Raw genomic sequence first — 17,515 nt, 5'->3', positions numbered from 1 at the left:
TATTTTTTTGGAATTTTTGTTAGACCCTAGTCATTGGGTCATTCTGGCGATAATTGGTGTTGTTGCAGGTTTTATAGATGCCGTTGTTGGCGGTGGCGGTTTGCTTTCTATACCTGCACTGCTAACGATGGGCGTTCCACCCCATTTAGCATTGGGTACCAATAAGCTCGCAGCCTGTTTCGGCTCTATTACTGCAGGTTATACCTACTACAAACAACAACTCATTAAACCTTCCTTCTGGTGGGCTGCATTTTTGACGACCTTTATAGGTGCCATCATCGGCAGTTTTTTAGTTTATTTTATTGATGCTGCTTGGCTCGAAAAAATCTTACCGCTGATCATTATCGGGATTGCAATCTACACCCTTATAAGTCCCAAAGCGATGGGCGAAACTATCATCAATCAACCCACCGGGTTGCCATCTCAAAACAAACAAATAGTGCAAGGAATGTCCTTAGGTGCTTATGATGGTTTTGCAGGCCCCGGTATTGGCGCATTTTGGACAGTATCCAGCATCAGGCTGCATAAGCTGCCATTATTAAACAGCTGCGCCTTAGCAAGGCTAATGACCTCAGTGAGTAATGTTACCGCATTAGTCATTTTTGCCTTATTAGGCGAAGTGGATTGGATATTAGGTTTGTGGATCGGTGTTTGTATGATGGCGGGATCATTTATTGGGGCTAAATCTGCTATAAGATTTGGTATTCCCTTTATCAAACCGCTATTTATCATTACTGTATTATCCATTGCAGCACATTTAGCTTGGACGGCTTGGCTATGAGAAACACCAACCAACTCATTTACCAATTAAAACAGCAGCTCAGTTCATTAGAACAAGATGCCTTACATCACGATCAGCAATTACCTGCGCAACAAAAGAAAATGCTGCAAGATATTGAACGATTTAATTCACAATTATTTATTCAACAAGGTGCCCAATTAAGCCCTTGTATTGCCCAATTAAAAAAAGACATTCAGCAATTAGAAAAGCAACTTTCTTTCAAACTTGATGTCAGAATCATTGAGCTTAGCTGCCAGCGCATTCAAGATCGCTTTACCGCATTAAGACGAGCCTTAGTGACCACCAACCTGAATGTGAATACTGAAAAGCAAAAACGTGACAATAGCCGTGCACGCTATGCAAAAAAACAACAGCAACAACATTCAGACAGTGGCTTTGGCTGGATAGCCAGTAATGTAATGAAAAACAGCCACCAAATTTATCAAGAGCTGAACAAACATTTGAATTGGGCTACAACCTTTGAACAAAAAATAGCAGAAATGGAATCTGCACTTGCAAACTGTCATAGTACTGACAAAATCAGATTACAAAATGAAATTCTCTCTCTACATCGACGCTTAGGAAAATGTCGTCAAGCAATTAGTTATATAGAGGAAAGAATCCAGATGTTTGAACGACCTAATAGAAATTTAAATCGTTAAGGAGCAACAATGAATTTTACCCGAACGCTAAGTGCCACTTTACTTGCTTTAGCTACATCAACATCAGCTTTAGCGGCAAATTTAACCATTCCAATGTCGTTTGAGTATTTAGCATTGGATGGCAAAGAAATTGATACCAATAAGTTTACCCATAAATCAGATCTAGACCTTAGTAATGGCTCCCATAAAATAGCCATCCGTTACCACGATATGATTGAAGATGACTTCAGCGATAGCCAAAGCTTTATAAAATCAGCGCCTTTTATTGTCACTATTATAGTCGATGGCGATCATGAGTATTTTCTTAAGCCCGCAGACGGAGAATTTGTAAAACGCCCTAAAAGCTTTGCTAAAGATCCCCAAGTGATTATCTCACGCCAAGATAATGGCAAAGTCGATTACACAATTACCCAAACCGATTTTGAAGAAGGTTCATTTTTAGGCGGGTTATTTGGCAGTAATAAAGGTGATGATATTGACGCATTAGCAGCTTCTGCAACCAGTAGCAATGTCGCTCCAGCCGCAGTAAACACTGCAACTGCCACAACAGCGGCCGTGACCTCGACCGCAGTAGTTGCTAGCACACCTGTGACTCAAACTGCGACAGCTTCCACAACGACATCGGCTGTAACAGATAAAGCGGCAACTCATCCTGAGCAAATGCTGCAATATTGGTGGTTACAAGCTGATGAGCAAACACGCAAAGAGTTCATGAGTTGGGCTATTAAACAGCTTTAATGACTATTCCACTCGTTTATCACGCCAGCTACTCCAAGCTGGCGTTACCTAAAAAGCATCGGTTTCCTACCAGTAAATATCAACGTTTACAGCAATATTTACTTGAACAAGGTCTCGCTATCCCGCAAGATTTTCATCAGCCAAGCCCCATCGATATTAAAGTGTTAAAACAAACCCATCAAAGTGACTATGTTGATGGCTTTATCAATAACACCCTTACTAATAAAGTGCTGCGCCGTATCGGTTTTCCTTGGAGCGAATCACTAGTTAACCGCACCCTTCACGCGGTCAATGGCACAGTGCTAAGCGCTAATTTGGCAATTGACCATGGTATTGCCCTACATTTAAGTGGTGGCTATCATCATGCTCATTATGACTTTGGCAGTGGTTTCTGTGTCTTTAACGATTTAATGATTGCAGCCAAGCAAATGCTTATTAAGCAAAAAGCCACGAAAGTGCTTATTATCGATTGTGACGTACATCAAGGCGATGGCACTGCGGCATTGTCTCAAACCCAAGACAACATAATAACTTGCTCGCTTCATTGCCAAAAAAACTTCCCATTTAGAAAGCAACGCTCCCATCACGATATAGAATTTGATAAACACACTCTCGACGATGAATACTTATCGGTTATCAAACAAGTGATCCCATACCTCATAAGCATCCATCAGCCAGATCTTATCCTTTACGATGCCGGCGTTGATATTCACCAAGATGATGATTTAGGCTATTTAGACATATCAACCAAAGGCATATTGGCCCGAGATACATTTATTTTACAGCAAGCTAAGCAGGCAGAAATCCCGATTGCAGCGGTGATCGGAGGCGGTTACAGCCGCAACGAGCAAGCACTAACTCAAAGACATAGCCAACTTTTTATTGCAGCCAAGGCAATCTGGTAGCACACTAATGATAATCAGATAAACAAGTTAAATTTCATTCTATAGGGAGTCAAGGATGCAAGTTGATATTCGTAATTACTATGAAGTGCTTTTAATGGAAATATTAAGAGACGAAGGCTTACTCGAAGAGCTACCAGAGGAGTATTTAGCTGATTTATGCTGCGTTACCTTAAATCAACTTCCAGTTCGCTACATAAGACACCTCGTTGATACTTATTTTTTTGAAGATTATGCAGAACTGCAACAGATGAAAAACGAGATCCATAGCGCACTTGAAAAGTCACGACAGTTTTTAAAAGCCAACCTTCATAAAAAGTTAGTGGAAGATGCAGAAAGCGCAGCTAAAGAGCCTGCTATCAAGAAAATGCCAAACATCTAATGCGCAAAAATTTTAAATGGCTAGGTTGGTTTACTAAAGAAACACTCAACATAAACGCTGATAAAAAACGTTATTTTAAGTAAAGTAAGGTGTTTAGAGAGTTTTTGAATGAAATACTAGGAGTATTGGAGGTTCCCCTAGAGCCACACCTCGGCACACGAGTCACTTGCTGCGGTTGCTCCCTTCCAGGCCTGGCCGAGTTCACAAGTTATCATTGCGAGGGGACCCTAAGGTCACCATAGATTTCTAATTAAGCAAATAATTAAAATATTTAATATTCTTAAACATCTAAACGAACCCTGCTTAATGAGAACAACAGGATTATCCACTAAGCACTTGTCATGTTCAAGCTAAATTCGCTTACTTTTATCAACAAAGCGCTCGACTGCACAAGCTTTACTCGATCCCGGTTAAATTAGCTCATTATTTAACTGATTTAAGTATACAGCACCTGCAAAGTGCCAATTCAATTCGAGCTTACCAATACACAACACAATATACAGCAACTTGTCAGCTAAAATTAACTGCCAAAACCTCGCACTCAGCAAAATTATTTGACCAAGTGATAATGCACATCAACCACAATAAGATCACGATCACACTTTTAACCAAAATCAGTCTTTAATCATCAAAAAACACACAATTTGCTCAGGTTTTAACCCATCTTTCACATAAATCACTTATTATTAGTAATGGCAATTTTAGCAATCTATTTAGTAGTGAATAATACATTACCAAAATCATTGCAGATATTAGGGCTTACTGAAATTGGATACCAAACTGGGTTTTTGGCGTCAATCAACAAAAAACACCCACAGAGAGCAACTACTGATTATCGGCAGTTTAACAACTTAAAAACAACGAGTTGTAAATTGCAGTATTTAGAAGTACTCCTTTCGGAATAGTAAGATCTTAATCACGGCGGTAGAGTTTACAAGTGGTTAAAATAGTACAGCTTATTTCGAATAAGTTTGGATAGTATCCATACGCTTGATTTTATGATGAAGGATCAAGTGAAAATAAATCTCTTGCAGGGAATAATGATGAATAAATTTAATTTAAATACGACTGCTAAAGCGGTATTCAGTGCAGGGCTATTAGCTTTTGCATTGACTGGCTGTGGCAGTGATGGCAAAGACGGTGAAGATGGTGAAGATGGCTTGGTCGGCAAACCGATTGGTTCTGTTTCATCGCTAACAAGCACTATTACTTCAGCTAGTGTTGATGAAAACAACTTCTTATCTGTAGACTTCAAATTATCAGATCCGAATGGTGTTGCCGTAACTGGTTTGACAATAGCTGACGTAGCAACCATCACTTTTGGTCGTGTGGGAACAGCTGATGAAATTGGTGAGGATGAAATTGTTAATCCAAGCCCAGATAGACAAATTTGGTTAAGCTACTTCAATAAAGACAAAGGCGACGGTTACTTCACAGGTTCTAGTTCTTATTCTGGAAACGTTGATTGTACTAACTGTTTTATCGATAACAAAGATGGTAGCTATTCTGTCACTCTCGATAAAGCCATCGATACCCTAGATAAATATGATTATGTTGCTGATACAACTAATGGTGTTTACATGTCTATTAAGACAAGTAACAACCAGTCAATGACTCTCGTCAATAACAGCTTCTTTTATTGGGTTCCAGCAACTGATGTTGCTGCTGAAAAACCGTTACAAATTTTGGCAAACTCTGATTGTCAAACATGTCATAGAGCCGGCCAAGATGGTGAGCTTGCTATGCATGGCAGTAAGCACGTGACGGAAGAAGCTTGTTCTTTCTGTCATACCGATTACAACAGTTACATTAAAGAAGACAAAGATGCTGACGGTAATGTAATTGGTGAAGCGTACGAGTTTGATGGTTCTATTAAAGGTATGGTTCATAGTATTCATACTACGGCTAACTTTTCGGATGAGGGTGTTTATCCTCAAATGACGTCAAACTGTTTGACTTGTCATAATCCAAATGAAGACTTCAACTTAACTGATAGCTGGAAAGCTGACATTGATACGACTGCATGTTGGAGCTGTCACACCCCAGGCCCAGCAGCGGAAGCCGCTGGTGTTCCAGCATCTCATCAACAAGGTGCTAATTGTTTCGGTTGTCACGGTGGTGAAGGTCGAGGTCGCGGTGCTGAAGATGCTCATTATGCTCTAAACAGCAATTTCTTAGCAACAACCCTAAAAGTAGAGTTTAACTCTATGGTAGTCGCTGATGACGCAACTGAAATCAAAGTTAATTTCACTGTTAAAAATGGTGATGAGTTAGTCGCCATTAATCAAATTGACCCACGTCCATATAAATATGGCGGTTACAATAGTGCTATCGTCGTTAACGGTGTGGTTGCTGATGACTTCTTAGTCAATTATCAAAAAGTCGGTTACGACACCTTCACTGAAGAAGCTGATGGTTCAATCACTTCGATCATCAGTGCTGCCGACTTTGAAATCACTACCTTAATTGATGCTGGTTCTACTATCGCATTAAGCAGTCAATTACACGTTTGTTCAGGTAAAGGTGTTATTGAATATTGTGACGCAGAAGAACTCGATGCAGGCGACCAAGATGCTCCTTACGTGACATCTGATACTTTCTATTTTAACCAAGATGGTACTGTTGTTGAAGAGTCTCCACGTATTCAACATGCTGAAATGACTGATTGTCAGCAATGTCATACTGCAGAAATAACACATCGTTATTCAAACGACCTTGATGGTTGTGCTTCTTGTCATAACGGTACGCGTGCTACTTCTGGTGGTGAGTCATCTAACTTAGCCTATAAAGTTCACTCTAAGCATTATGTGCGTGATTCAAGTAACGATCTATTCTTCAAAAAAGCTGAATGTCAGGCCTGTCACGGTGATGATGGCTTCTCTATCCAAGCTATCAAAACAGATGCTGCGCCTGTTGCGTTTGGTAAAGATGACGTCGGTAACCTAGTGGTGTCACCACAAACTGCCGCTTGTGTTAGTTGTCACTTACCGCCATATGCTCTAAACGAATCAACTATCAAACACATGGAAACTAACGGTGGTGTTATTGGTACTATCGATAGTTTAGGTGTTCCAGAAGCAGATTATGATGCACTTAATGTGTCAGAAGCTTGTTCCACATGTCATACCGATAACGCAATCTTAGAAGCTCACTCTAACTGGGGTGGTAATTAATATTTGCTAAAATAAAAAAGAGTCGCACCTGTGCGGCTCTTTTTATTTAAAAAATATTAAAATTGATTTTTCACAAAATATGTACCTATTTATAAATAGACTGATCCGCTTCACAGTCTCAGTCGACATATAAAGATTTTTCTCTAATTGTGGATTAATCTTATATTGATGAATTTAAAATCCAAAAAAAGCTAAATTGACTCAATAGACTAAGTATCTATGTAGCGCAAAAGCTAAGTCAAAATTAGCAATGTCTTATTGATGCAGGGACAAATGATGAACAAGAAAAATTCCAAATTAGCACTAATGCTTGTAGCAAGTGCAGTAAGCGTAGCCTTAAGCGGCTGTGGCAGTGACGGAGATGATGGCAAGCCTGGTATCCCTGGCCTTCCTGGCGGTGAACCAGCTGAAACGATTGCACAACTCAATCTTGATGTCACTAAGGTGACTTATGAAGATGGTATGCCTATCGTTGAAGTATTCGCAACCAACGAAGAAGATTTAGTTGTTGTTGGTTTAAAAGATATTTCAATTGAAAACTCGGCACAGTTAATCCCAGCCGGGGCCACTGGCGCGGGTAATAGTGCTAATTGGCAGAAGCTAGGATCAACATCTACTTTTGTTGATAACAAAAATGGTAGTTACGAATTTACCTTCGACAGCTTTGACACAGACACATTTAATGCCGATTTGACCCAACGTTTCAACGTTGTATCAAAAGCCTCTACCCTACTTGACGGCGTAACGCCCGTTCCAGTAAGTGAAATCGTTGCTGATTTTGATGGCGAAGGCTATGAAGCACAATACACTAAAAATATTGTCTCACATGAAGTATGTACAGCTTGTCATGCTGAAGGTGAAACGATTTACCATAAAGCAACAACGGCAGAAACGTGTATTACTTGTCATACCCAAGAATGGGCTGACGGTCGTGATAAACCTGAAGTTGCCTTTGCTCACTTAGTGCATAACGTTCACAACTCAAACAAAGTTTGGGGTCGTAATGATTATACAGCCGAAACGGCTCATGCCATTGTTCAAGATAATTGCCAATCATGTCACGTTGAGTCTGAAGAGTTAACCGAATGGGGCAACTGGACTCGTATTCCAACAATGGAAACTTGTACAAGTTGTCACACTGGCATCGACTTTGTTGCTGGCGAAGGTCACTCACAACAGTCGGATAATTCAAACTGTATCGCTTGTCACAATGCCAGCTGGACTGAAGAAATTCATACTGGTGGTTTTGTAGAGAAGAAAGCCTTTATCGATATGTATGGCATGAATTCAACCCTGACTGTTAATGAAGATAAATCAGCGACGATTTCTGTTTCTATTACTGATGCGTCAGGCGTAGCAATGGATGTAACGGATTTAGTCAGTAAAATCCAACGTCTTGAAACTATTACCAATGTAGGCCCTAACTTCCCTGTAATGGGTTATACAAATAGTCCAGGTACAGACTTAGCTAAAGTTGCTGAGGATTTAGTGAGCATTGGTGAGTTAAAAGATGGTGTAACAATTGTCGATGGCAACTTTGAATACACAATCCCTTCTTTACCATTTGGTGTTGCTTCACCTGCTGGCATTCAAGATACAGATACAGCATTCAGTTTTATTGGTTTAGAAATGTGTAACGATGGTACTGCTGCTGTTGCGTGTGGTGATGATGTCATGACTACTAGCATGAAAGCAGACATGACTTTTGGTACTTTCTCAGGCGAAGCACCTAGCATGCGTCACACTGACTCTGTAGCATTTAATACTTGCGAAAACTGTCACGGTGAAACTTTCGAGATTCATAAAGGCAATCATGCAGGTTTCGTAATGACCGAACAGTTAGGTCGAGAGAATGCTGACGGTGAAGTTATCGTAGGTGTTGATGCATGTGTGGCTTGTCATACGCCAGATGGAACTAGTTGGAGTCCAGTGGGCGCATTTGAGTTAAAACTACATGCTCGCCATAATGATGAAGGTATCATCAAAGATTGTGCTCAGTGCCATAACGACTTTAATCTTGATGCATTCAAGTTAAAAGGTGCCATTGCATCAAGTAATGCACCTAGTGAAGAGTACACTACACCTATAGCTGCAACATGTATTTCATGCCACAGCTTAGATTCTGATGACGATATTAGCATCCTGAAGAAACATAGCATCGAGTTTTTAGAGAACTCAGGTTCTATCATTGAAGGTGATTATGTTGAAGCGAATCAAGCTGCGCAGTCAGAAACCTGTTTATTCTGTCACGCACCTACTATTTTCGATCACACCGCGGTGAAGATGTAATTTACCCTTAAGGGAGAAGCTTGCTTCTCCCTTAGATTACATAAATCACATCAACATCATGGATAGATTGGGAAGCCTCACTATGAAAATCAAAATGAAATTAAACACTTTAATCCCGACATTGATGGCAGTTGTTTTGCTATCTCTTGGGATGTCTCACTCGGCTTATGCGTCGAAGTGGGATGCAAAAATGACACCTGACGAAGTTGAAGCCGTACTTGATAAAAAGTTCGAAGAAGGTAGTTATTCACCTAAAGGCGCTGACTCATGCTTAATGTGTCATAAGCGTTCAGAAAAAGTAATGGATATCTTTAAAGGTGTTCATGGCGCAATTGACTCATCAAAAAGCCCAATGGCTGGCCTTCAATGTGAAGCGTGTCATGGCCCTATGGGTAAACATAACCGTGGTGGTAATGAACCTGTAATCGCTTTTGGACCAGATTCAACTTTGGCACCAGAAAAACAAAACAGTGTCTGTATGGGCTGTCACTTAGACGACAAGCGTATGTCTTGGAACACTAGCCATCATGATAATGCTGATGTTGCTTGTGCATCTTGTCATAATGTTCATACTGCAAATGACCCTATTTTGTCTAAAAAGACTGAAATGGAAGTCTGTACTACTTGTCATGTTAAAGTTAAAACCGACATGAACAAACGCTCAAGTCATCCAATGAAGTTTGACCAAATGACCTGTAGTGATTGTCACAACCCACATGGCAGCATGGCTGATTCAGATCTTGTTAAACCAAGTGTCAATGAAACATGTTACTCATGTCATGCTGAAAAACGTGGTCCAAAACTTTGGGAACACGCACCAGTGACAGAAAACTGTGTAAGTTGTCATAACCCACATGGTTCAGTCAACGAAGGAATGCTAAAAACTCGTGCTCCTCAGCTATGTCAGCAATGTCATGCCAGCGATGGGCATGCTAGCAATGCTTACTTAGGCAACACAGGAATGGGTTCTAATGTTGGTGATAATGCCTTTACTGGTGGCCGCAGTTGTTTAAATTGTCATAGCCAAGTACATGGTTCAAACCACCCTTCTGGCAAATTACTTCAGCGTTAAGGATGTACGACTATGAAATTTAAACTGAACTTAATCACCTTAGCGCTAGTAGCCAATGCAGGCTTTGCAATGGCCGCTGATGGTTACGGTGTCGGTAATGCCAACACAGACAAAGTCAAATATGACAAGTGGGTTTGTAAAGGTTGTGCTGTAGAAACTGGCGTAACCGGTAATGTGGGTGTAGGCGTTGCGTATAACAGCGAAGATGATATTCACTCTGCCAATGCATTTGGCAGCAGCAACGAGTTTGCTCCCAAAGTTGATGCTGATATTAACTATATTGGTAAATCGGGCTACCGCGCTAAAGTTGAAGCCACCGATTTAGGGTTAGACAATGGCCGTTTAGATGTGAATGTTGGCAAATTAGGCCAATATAACTTCAACCTTAATTATCGCTCAATTGCTACTTATAGCTCTAATACCGTGATGTCTCCATACAGTGGTATTGGTGGTAACGATTTAACCTTGCCTGACGGCTGGGTGACAGCAGGTACGACTGACGGTATGACTGAGCTTGGTAACAGCTTAAACCCGTTTGAATTATCACTTAAACGTGAACGTGCAGGTTTAGGGTTTGAATATCAAACTGAGTCACTATTCACTACTTATGTGAATTATCAACGTGAAGAAAAAACCGGCACCAAAACGGCATCGGGTAGCTTTTTCAATCAATCTATGATGATTGCAGAGCCTGTTGATTACACCACTGATACCATCAATGCGGGTATTAAATTTAGAGGCGCTAACTGGTTCACTAGCCTTAACTATGACGGTTCTATCTTTAAAAATGATAATGCCCAGTTAAGCTATGACAATGCCTTTAACCCAACGTTTGGTGCTCAAACCCGTGGTTATATGTCATTAGACCCTGACAACGAATCACATATTGTGTCGTTATTAGGTCAATACAATGAAAATGGCGCAGCGCTTAGTGGCCGTTTGATGTTTGGTCAAATGACTCAAGATCAAGATTTAGTCACCTCAGGCTATGGTTACAGCGTACCAACGGAATCAATTGATGCCAAAGTTGATATCACCGGCTTAACGTTAAAAGCAGCTAAGCGTATCAACCGTGAAGTTCGTGTTACTGGTAGCTACGACTACTCAGATCGCGACAACAACACCAACATCGAAGAGTGGACTCAAATCAGCATCAATGATGTCAACGGTCAAGTGGCTTATAACACGCCATACGATCAAACGACTCATAGAGCTAAGATTGCTGCAGATTACCGAATTAGCCGTGGTATGAAACTTGATGCAGGTGTTGATTATAATCGTGATGAGCGTAGTTATTCAGAGCGTGAAGTTACTGAAGAAAGCACAGTTTGGGCCCGTTACCGTTTAAACAGTTTTGATAAATGGGACATGTGGGTTAAAGGTAGCTTTGGCAGCCGTGATGGTTCTGATTACCAAGCGTCTGAATGGACCTCTTCAGAAAATAACGACTTATTACGCAAGTACTACATTGCTGATCGTGACCGTAGTATGGTTGAAGCGCGAGTGAGCTATAGCCCTCTCGAAGCATTAGCCATCGATTTTGGCGCGCGTTACGCACTTGATGATTATACAGACACTGAAATTGGCCTAACTGAGTCGAAAGACACCAGTTACGATATCAATTTCAACTACATGTTTAATAAAGATGTAATGCTAAATGCATTTTATAATTATCAAATCATTGAGTCACAACAAGCTGGTAGTAGCACATTCTCAGGTCCAACTTGGGAAGCTGATATCGAAGATACTATCGATGTAGTCGGTGCAAACTTAAGTTACAACAACTTAATGGATAGCCGTTTACGTTTAGGTTTGGATTACACTTATTCTGAATCAGACAGTACGACTCAAGTTCGTCAAGGTGTTACTGGCAACTACGGTGACTACTTTGCTAAAGTACATAACGTTAATTTATATGGTCAATACCAAGCCACTGACAAAATGGCTGTCCGTTTAGACTACAAAATTGAAAAGTACTTAGATAATGATGCAGCCAATGATATCCAACCAGATACCATTTGGAATGTAATGAGTTTTGGCAGTAATAGCCATGACTACACAGCACATATGATTATGTTAAGTGTAAATTACAAATTATAAAACTAAGTAAAAAATACCAGCCTGCTATCGCAATATAGCAGGCTTTTTTTTGCCAGAAATTTAACGTTTTGTGCAGTAGCTATCAATAAACTACAAATAACCTGCAATTACTAAATTAACAAAAGCTATTACACTAATAGTCGATTAAAATTTACTGCTAGTGCCACTATCTTTGATTTCATACAGTAGAAATAGCCAAATTATTATGCAAAAAACATCAATTGTTCTGCTTAGCTCAATGGTTGCATTTCCGGCATTTGCCGCCAGTTCGACCGTTATGACCAATAACAGCATTCTTATCTTCATTGCTTTAATGGCCTTTACTTGCGTTAATGCTATCGCGCAAGCTAGCTGCTATTTTGCAGGCTTATACGTGCAAAAAAGTGTTAGCCAAAAGCATGTCACACTGAGCTTAGTGTTTCCGCTTATTGCGTTAATTGGCTTTATTGCCGAGTATCAATCCTTGGCACAATTTATTCTATATTTGGGCGCTGTGTTATTGGCCTTTGGTGCGGCGTTAGTGCCACTGTTGTTAACCAATAAAAAAGTACCATGCATGCAATCAGCGTTAATACTACTAACAGGGGCTATTATTATTTTGCCTTTGAGTATTATTATTGCGCCAATTAGCTTATTTTCTATTGTGTTGTGTCATTTAGCCCTAAAACAAACAGCCGTAGCACCTATTGCGAAGCTATCTATCATTTTGACGCTATTAACCAGTTACGGTTTATTCGCCTATTGGTTATTTCAAATATTTAACAAAATCACCCTAGCCTAACCTTCACCTACGCTTTGGTGGTTTTCAGCTGAATTACCTATTTATGGGCATTCATTATTCGATGAATGCCCATTTTCATTTTTACTCCTCCCCCAAATTCAGCCCCTATCAAACCCAGCTTTATGGCTGATAACCACTTATTCAAAAGCAATAATAAAATTTTTCAATAGCTGCTTCGTTTTAAGCATTTATCAAACATGCATTTACTGCTAATTTATTCATAAGCTCAGGTTTAAACGCCAATCACTAAGTTACTACAGGTAGGACACCTATGAAAATTGTCATTGCGCCAGACTCCTTCAAAGAAAGCCTCAGCGCCTTAGGTGTTGCTAATGCCATTGAAGCAGGCTTTAAGCGAGTATTTCCTGATGCTCAGTATTGTAAGGTGCCTATGGCCGATGGTGGCGAAGGTACGGTGCAGGCTATGGTTGATGCAACCCAAGGGGAAATTATCAGCTTGCAAGTCACAGGCCCCGAAGGCACTCCTGTAAACGCTCATTACGGCATCATTAATCAAGATGCTCAAACTGCGACCGCTGTGATTGAGATGGCCGCAGCATCTGGCCTAGATTACGTGGAACGTGCTAACCGTAACCCTATGCTAATGACAAGTTATGGCACGGGTGAACTAATAAAAGACGCTTTAGACCGAGGTATAAAACATATTATTTTAGGTTTAGGTGGCAGTGCGACAAACGATGCCGGTGCAGGTATGGCCCAGGCGTTAGGTTTTACCTTACTTACAGCACAAAATAAGCCTATTTGTTATGGCGCCTTGGGGTTAACCGAGCTTGCAAAAATTGATAACACATCAGCTCACCCGTTACTGGCGCGATGTAAAATTGAGGTGGCCTGTGATGTAGATAATCCGCTATGCGGCCCTAATGGCGCATCCGCTGTTTTTGGTCCTCAAAAAGGCGCAGATGAGCAGATGGTTACAGAACTTGATGCTGCATTAGCTCACTTTGCCAAGGTGGTTTGTGCAACTCATTCACTTACAACGACAACTGAGCTCGCTGAGTTTCCTGGCGCAGGCGCGGCCGGCGGTATGGGCTATGGGGTGATGACACTACTCAATGCCAAGCTAAAGCCGGGGGTCGATATCGTCATTGACACGGTGAAGCTTGCAGATGCTATCGCTGACGCCGATCTCGTCATCACAGGTGAAGGACGCATGGACAGCCAGACATTAGGCGGTAAAACCCCAATGGGTGTGCTGCAACAAGGTATACATCAAGACGTACCTGTCATTGGCATTGCTGGCTGCTTTGGTGATGGCGCCGAGCTAATTTTAGCTCAAGGCATGACAGCGATATTTCCTATTATTCCGTCATTAGCACCACTGGATGATATTCTGGCTAACGCCCATGACAACCTGGCGAATACTGCGCAGAATATCGCCGCAATTTATCAGTTGTCGCTGAGTAAATAGTCAGTTTGAGTTAAAAACTTGCTGCGAAATAATCCTTGCAGTAAAGTTAGCCCTCATAATGGCCATGAAAGCGCTTATATCAATATATTTAGCACATTATTGGCCCAAGAATAAAAATGATGGCACCAGTTAATGACCAAACACGACCGCATAGCACAAGCATCAGAGGCAAGTCTTCTGCGTATTTTTACCGTACCTGAAGACGCCGACTCAACCTTAAGCATTATCGAGCAGAAACTTTCTGAAGACTTAGCGGGCTTTTTAGGTAAGAGTATTGCTGCATTAGAAAAGCCATTATCACTTATTGAAACTGACTTTAAAGCGTTTCAAATTCCTGATTCGCCTCGTTTCGTATCTGATTATACTGACGAAATAATGCAAAATCTGGTAGCACACTCGGTGCATACCTCGGCGCCGAGCTTCATCGGTCATATGACATCAGCGCTGCCCTACTTTGTTTTACCCTTATCTAAAATGATGGTGGGCTTGAATCAGAACTTAGTCAAAATCGAAACATCTAAAGCATTCACTCCATTAGAGCGCCAAGTGCTGGGGATGATGCACCACTTAATTTACAGCCAAGACACTGACTTTTATGAGCAATGGATGCACAGCGCTAACTACTCCCTTGGCGCATTTTGCTCTGGTGGCACGGTGGCCAATATCACCGCATTATGGATAGCACGAAACCAGTTACTAAAAGCTGATGATAATTTTAAAGGCATTAACCGTGAAGGATTACCTAAAGCACTGAAACACTATGGATATGACGATTTAGCCATCTTAGTGTCTGAGCGCGGCCATTACTCAATTGGTAAAACCGCTGACTTACTGGGTATTGGTCGAGACAACATCATCAGTATCCCCACCACTGCGGACAATAAAGTCGATGTAGCGGCCATGCGTCAAACCGCATTAAAGCTCGCCGATGACAATATTAAGGTAATGGCCATTGTCGGTGTTGCTGGCACCACCGAAACCGGTAATATCGACCCACTAGTTGAACTGTCAAAACTCGCCACTGAACTCCAATGCCACTTTCATGTTGATGCAGCTTGGGGCGGGGCCAGTTTACTGTCGAACAAATACCGCTATTTACTCGATGGCATTGAATTAGCCGACTCGGTCACTATTGATGCCCATAAACAAATGTACGTGCCTATGGGTGCGGGCATGGTGTTATTTAAAGACCCAGAGCTTGCACATGCCATTGCTCATCATGCCGAGTATATTTTGCGAGTAGGCTCTAAAGATTTAGGTAGTCAAACCCTCGAAGGCTCACGACCTGGCATGGCAATGCTAGTGCATGCTTGTTTACAGATCATCGGTGGTGACGGTTATGAGATTTTAATCAACAACGGTCTAGAAATGGCCCGTTATTTCGCATCGCACATTGCTGCAGATGAAAATTTTGAGCTCATCACAGAGCCTGAATTATGTATTTTGACCTACCGTTACGTGCCTAAGACTGTTCAACTAACAATTGATAAAGCATTAGCTAATGATGATATAAATACTGTAGAGCGCTGTAATTACCTGCTTGACCGCTTAACCCGCTTTATTCAAAAGCACCAACGTGAACAAGGTAAATCATTTGTCTCACGTACGAGAATAAAACCGGCTAAATACCACCGTGAAATCGTCACGGTATTTAGAGTGGTATTAGCAAACCCGCTTACTACCCATGAAATTTTACATGATGTGTTAAGTGAGCAAGCCGAGATTGCCACATTAGATAATGAATTTTTACCGCAGTTATTATCAATAGCTAAAGCTTATTGATTAATCTAGTTTAACTCTTCGATACTCAAAATAAGCCCATTGTTAAGTGGGCATATTTATACAAGTTATTTATTCTCCAAAAAACTTAACTGCGTGCACTACAGCCATAGTGCCGCAGGATACCAATTGGGGTCATAGCGGTAACATCTAACTCAATATACCTTCTAGGTTTTATCCACTAATAGACTCTTGTGGTGTAATGGCTATCAAAATTAACATAAACAACTTCCACATTATCAAACTATCACCTCGCTGAGTACATCTTGCGCTCATGATTGACAGCTTTGGGCACCAAGCAACATTAAACTTAATGATAAAACAATCAGCTAACGTTTAATCACTAAAAATAACCGACTGCTCATGCTCATCCGCCGTCACTGAGTATGCACTCATAGACAGAAGCAAAAGCATCATTATTTTTAAGCTGCGAACCAACAAGATTAATATCCTTACTAATAAAGTGTGATTTATTGTAACGCTAAATGAACAGTTACACATTCACTATCAATTAAGACACGATAATTTCTCAAAACATTATTCAATAATAAGCAATAAAATCATAATGATACACTAGCATTGACAATTATTTAACTTGATAAAGTTTTTAAGAGTAGAAATTAACAACCTATCTATATCAGGTCATCATTTTTCAAAATATGGCAGAAATAGACCATGTGTGCTAATTTAAATGGTAGATTCGGAGTTAGATATGATCCTCTAATACACCACGGTTATGAAAAGGAAATGATTCATTATGTTTAAACAAACTCTATTTTTAGTCATGAAGTTGTCTATTCAGAGTCGAGCTATTTCTGATTTTCTAAAAACAAATTTAGGTTGTGAGACCCTATTCATTAGCAGTGAAAGAGAGCTATCTCACCTCGAAAACACATCAAATCCATTATTACTTGTTGATGTCGCTGACTTACCGAATATTGATGAAAGTTGTTGGGATAGTTTATTTAATGAAGATATTAACCAAGTGCATACCGTTTTACTGAATACTGCTCAAAACTTCAAAAAGCGAGATTTACTCGATTGGCCAAATTGTTGCGGTGTTTTCCCCAAATCATGCTCACTGGATTTATTGGAGCGTGGAATGCGAAAAATTCTCGCGGGTGAATGTTGGTTACCAAGAACAATGATGAGCGAGTTACTGCAACACTACCGAAAGGATGAACTCCCTCCAGAACAACAACCCGTCTCTCTCACTCGCCGTGAGCGTGATGTACTGAAATTACTCACCACCTGCAACTCCAACATTGATATTGCTAACGCACTATTTGTGAGTGAACACACGGTTAAATCTCATCTTTATAAGGTATTCAAGAAAACTGAGGTTAAAAACCGTATCCAAGCGGTGAATTGGGCAAAGGTTCATCTACATACAATATAAAAAATCCTCCAATGAAATAAAATTG

Annotated in this window: 13 protein-coding genes and 1 other RNA gene; 13 read left to right on the top strand and 1 reads right to left on the bottom strand. The window is 40.6% G+C overall.

Translation table 11 applies throughout. From position 1 onward, the window contains the following. Positions 1 to 7 precede the first annotated feature (7 nt). The 5 genes from Q4533_RS02005 to Q4533_RS01985 are packed head-to-tail and all read left to right on the top strand — an operon-like array spanning position 8 to position 3,465. Positions 8 to 781 (top strand): TSUP family transporter, encoded by a 774-nt coding sequence (locus Q4533_RS02005; RefSeq protein ID WP_303501646.1) that lies wholly within the window; start codon positions 8 to 10, stop codon positions 779 to 781. After that, positions 778 to 1,443, top strand: coding sequence for a primosomal replication protein (locus Q4533_RS02000; protein WP_102436088.1), 666 nt, complete (start codon positions 778 to 780; stop codon positions 1,441 to 1,443). The genes Q4533_RS02005 and Q4533_RS02000 overlap by 4 nt, the downstream gene beginning before the upstream one ends. A 9-nt stretch (positions 1,444 to 1,452) precedes the next feature. After that, a complete protein-coding gene (locus Q4533_RS01995) occupies positions 1,453 to 2,181 on the top strand; it encodes a DUF2057 domain-containing protein (RefSeq protein ID WP_303501644.1) in 729 nt (242 codons plus the stop codon). Continuing rightward, on the top strand, positions 2,181 to 3,086 hold the full coding sequence (locus tag Q4533_RS01990) for a histone deacetylase (RefSeq protein WP_102436092.1): 906 nt from the start codon (positions 2,181 to 2,183) through the stop codon (positions 3,084 to 3,086). Before Q4533_RS01995 ends, Q4533_RS01990 begins: the two co-directional genes overlap by 1 nt. 55 nt (positions 3,087 to 3,141) lie before the next feature. Then, the gene (locus Q4533_RS01985; RefSeq protein WP_102436094.1) at positions 3,142 to 3,465 is read left to right on the top strand and encodes a late competence development ComFB family protein; all 324 of its coding nucleotides are present in this window, start codon (positions 3,142 to 3,144) and stop codon (positions 3,463 to 3,465) included. A gap of 134 nt (positions 3,466 to 3,599) precedes the next feature. On the opposite strand, the gene ffs is transcribed toward Q4533_RS01985, so the two are convergent. After that, an RNA gene (ffs, locus tag Q4533_RS01980) (signal recognition particle sRNA small type) lies at positions 3,600 to 3,696 on the bottom strand. Between the two features lie 812 nt (positions 3,697 to 4,508). Between ffs and Q4533_RS01975 the strand changes: the two genes are divergently transcribed. The 8 genes from Q4533_RS01975 to Q4533_RS01940 all read left to right on the top strand — a co-directional run bounded on the left by Q4533_RS01975 (position 4,509) and on the right by Q4533_RS01940 (position 17,490). Beyond that, positions 4,509 to 6,638 (top strand): OmcA/MtrC family decaheme c-type cytochrome, encoded by a 2,130-nt coding sequence (locus Q4533_RS01975; protein ID WP_303501642.1) that lies wholly within the window; start codon positions 4,509 to 4,511, stop codon positions 6,636 to 6,638. 273 nt (positions 6,639 to 6,911) lie between these two features. Then, the gene (locus tag Q4533_RS01970; RefSeq protein WP_303501640.1) at positions 6,912 to 8,927 is read left to right on the top strand and encodes an OmcA/MtrC family decaheme c-type cytochrome; all 2,016 of its coding nucleotides are present in this window, start codon (positions 6,912 to 6,914) and stop codon (positions 8,925 to 8,927) included. 82 nt (positions 8,928 to 9,009) lie between these two features. Beyond that, positions 9,010 to 9,999, top strand: a complete 990-nt coding sequence (locus Q4533_RS01965; RefSeq protein ID WP_303501638.1) for a DmsE family decaheme c-type cytochrome — start codon at positions 9,010 to 9,012, stop codon at positions 9,997 to 9,999. A gap of 12 nt (positions 10,000 to 10,011) precedes the next feature. Next, the gene (locus Q4533_RS01960) at positions 10,012 to 12,099 is read left to right on the top strand and encodes an MtrB/PioB family decaheme-associated outer membrane protein (protein ID WP_303501636.1); all 2,088 of its coding nucleotides are present in this window, start codon (positions 10,012 to 10,014) and stop codon (positions 12,097 to 12,099) included. Positions 12,100 to 12,304: 205 nt separating this feature from the next. Continuing rightward, the gene (locus Q4533_RS01955) at positions 12,305 to 12,880 is read left to right on the top strand and encodes a hypothetical protein (RefSeq protein ID WP_303501634.1); all 576 of its coding nucleotides are present in this window, start codon (positions 12,305 to 12,307) and stop codon (positions 12,878 to 12,880) included. A gap of 271 nt (positions 12,881 to 13,151) precedes the next feature. Further along, on the top strand, positions 13,152 to 14,312 hold the full coding sequence (locus Q4533_RS01950; protein ID WP_102436106.1) for a glycerate kinase: 1,161 nt from the start codon (positions 13,152 to 13,154) through the stop codon (positions 14,310 to 14,312). A 132-nt stretch (positions 14,313 to 14,444) separates the two neighbouring features. Next, on the top strand, positions 14,445 to 16,094 hold the full coding sequence (gene panP / locus Q4533_RS01945) for a pyridoxal-dependent aspartate 1-decarboxylase PanP (RefSeq protein WP_303501632.1): 1,650 nt from the start codon (positions 14,445 to 14,447) through the stop codon (positions 16,092 to 16,094). Positions 16,095 to 16,848: 754 nt separating this feature from the next. Then, on the top strand, positions 16,849 to 17,490 hold the full coding sequence (locus Q4533_RS01940; RefSeq protein ID WP_303501630.1) for a LuxR C-terminal-related transcriptional regulator: 642 nt from the start codon (positions 16,849 to 16,851) through the stop codon (positions 17,488 to 17,490). Positions 17,491 to 17,515: the final 25 nt, after the last annotated feature.

This window comes from Shewanella sp. 6_MG-2023 (assembly GCF_030547195.1).
In the GTDB taxonomy this organism is placed as follows: Bacteria; Pseudomonadota; Gammaproteobacteria; order Enterobacterales; family Shewanellaceae; genus Shewanella.
This window is presented reverse-complemented; position numbering and strand designations above follow the sequence as displayed.

Excerpts from the sequence above, each read along its gene's own strand:
- Q4533_RS02000 (WP_102436088.1), top strand. The coding sequence starts at position 778 with ATGAGAAACACCAACCAACTCATTTACCAATTAAAACAGCAGCTCAGT.
- Q4533_RS01995 (WP_303501644.1), top strand. The coding sequence starts at position 1,453 with ATGAATTTTACCCGAACGCTAAGTGCCACTTTACTTGCTTTAGCTACA.
- Q4533_RS01990 (WP_102436092.1), top strand. The coding sequence starts at position 2,181 with ATGACTATTCCACTCGTTTATCACGCCAGCTACTCCAAGCTGGCGTTA.
- Q4533_RS01985 (WP_102436094.1), top strand. The coding sequence starts at position 3,142 with ATGCAAGTTGATATTCGTAATTACTATGAAGTGCTTTTAATGGAAATA.
- Q4533_RS01975 (WP_303501642.1), top strand. The coding sequence starts at position 4,509 with ATGAATAAATTTAATTTAAATACGACTGCTAAAGCGGTATTCAGTGCA.
- Q4533_RS01970 (WP_303501640.1), top strand. The coding sequence starts at position 6,912 with ATGATGAACAAGAAAAATTCCAAATTAGCACTAATGCTTGTAGCAAGT.
- Q4533_RS01965 (WP_303501638.1), top strand. The coding sequence starts at position 9,010 with ATGAAAATCAAAATGAAATTAAACACTTTAATCCCGACATTGATGGCA.
- Q4533_RS01960 (WP_303501636.1), top strand. The coding sequence starts at position 10,012 with ATGAAATTTAAACTGAACTTAATCACCTTAGCGCTAGTAGCCAATGCA.
- Q4533_RS01955 (WP_303501634.1), top strand. The coding sequence starts at position 12,305 with ATGCAAAAAACATCAATTGTTCTGCTTAGCTCAATGGTTGCATTTCCG.
- Q4533_RS01950 (WP_102436106.1), top strand. The coding sequence starts at position 13,152 with ATGAAAATTGTCATTGCGCCAGACTCCTTCAAAGAAAGCCTCAGCGCC.
- panP (WP_303501632.1), top strand. The coding sequence starts at position 14,445 with ATGACCAAACACGACCGCATAGCACAAGCATCAGAGGCAAGTCTTCTG.
- Q4533_RS01940 (WP_303501630.1), top strand. The coding sequence starts at position 16,849 with ATGTTTAAACAAACTCTATTTTTAGTCATGAAGTTGTCTATTCAGAGT.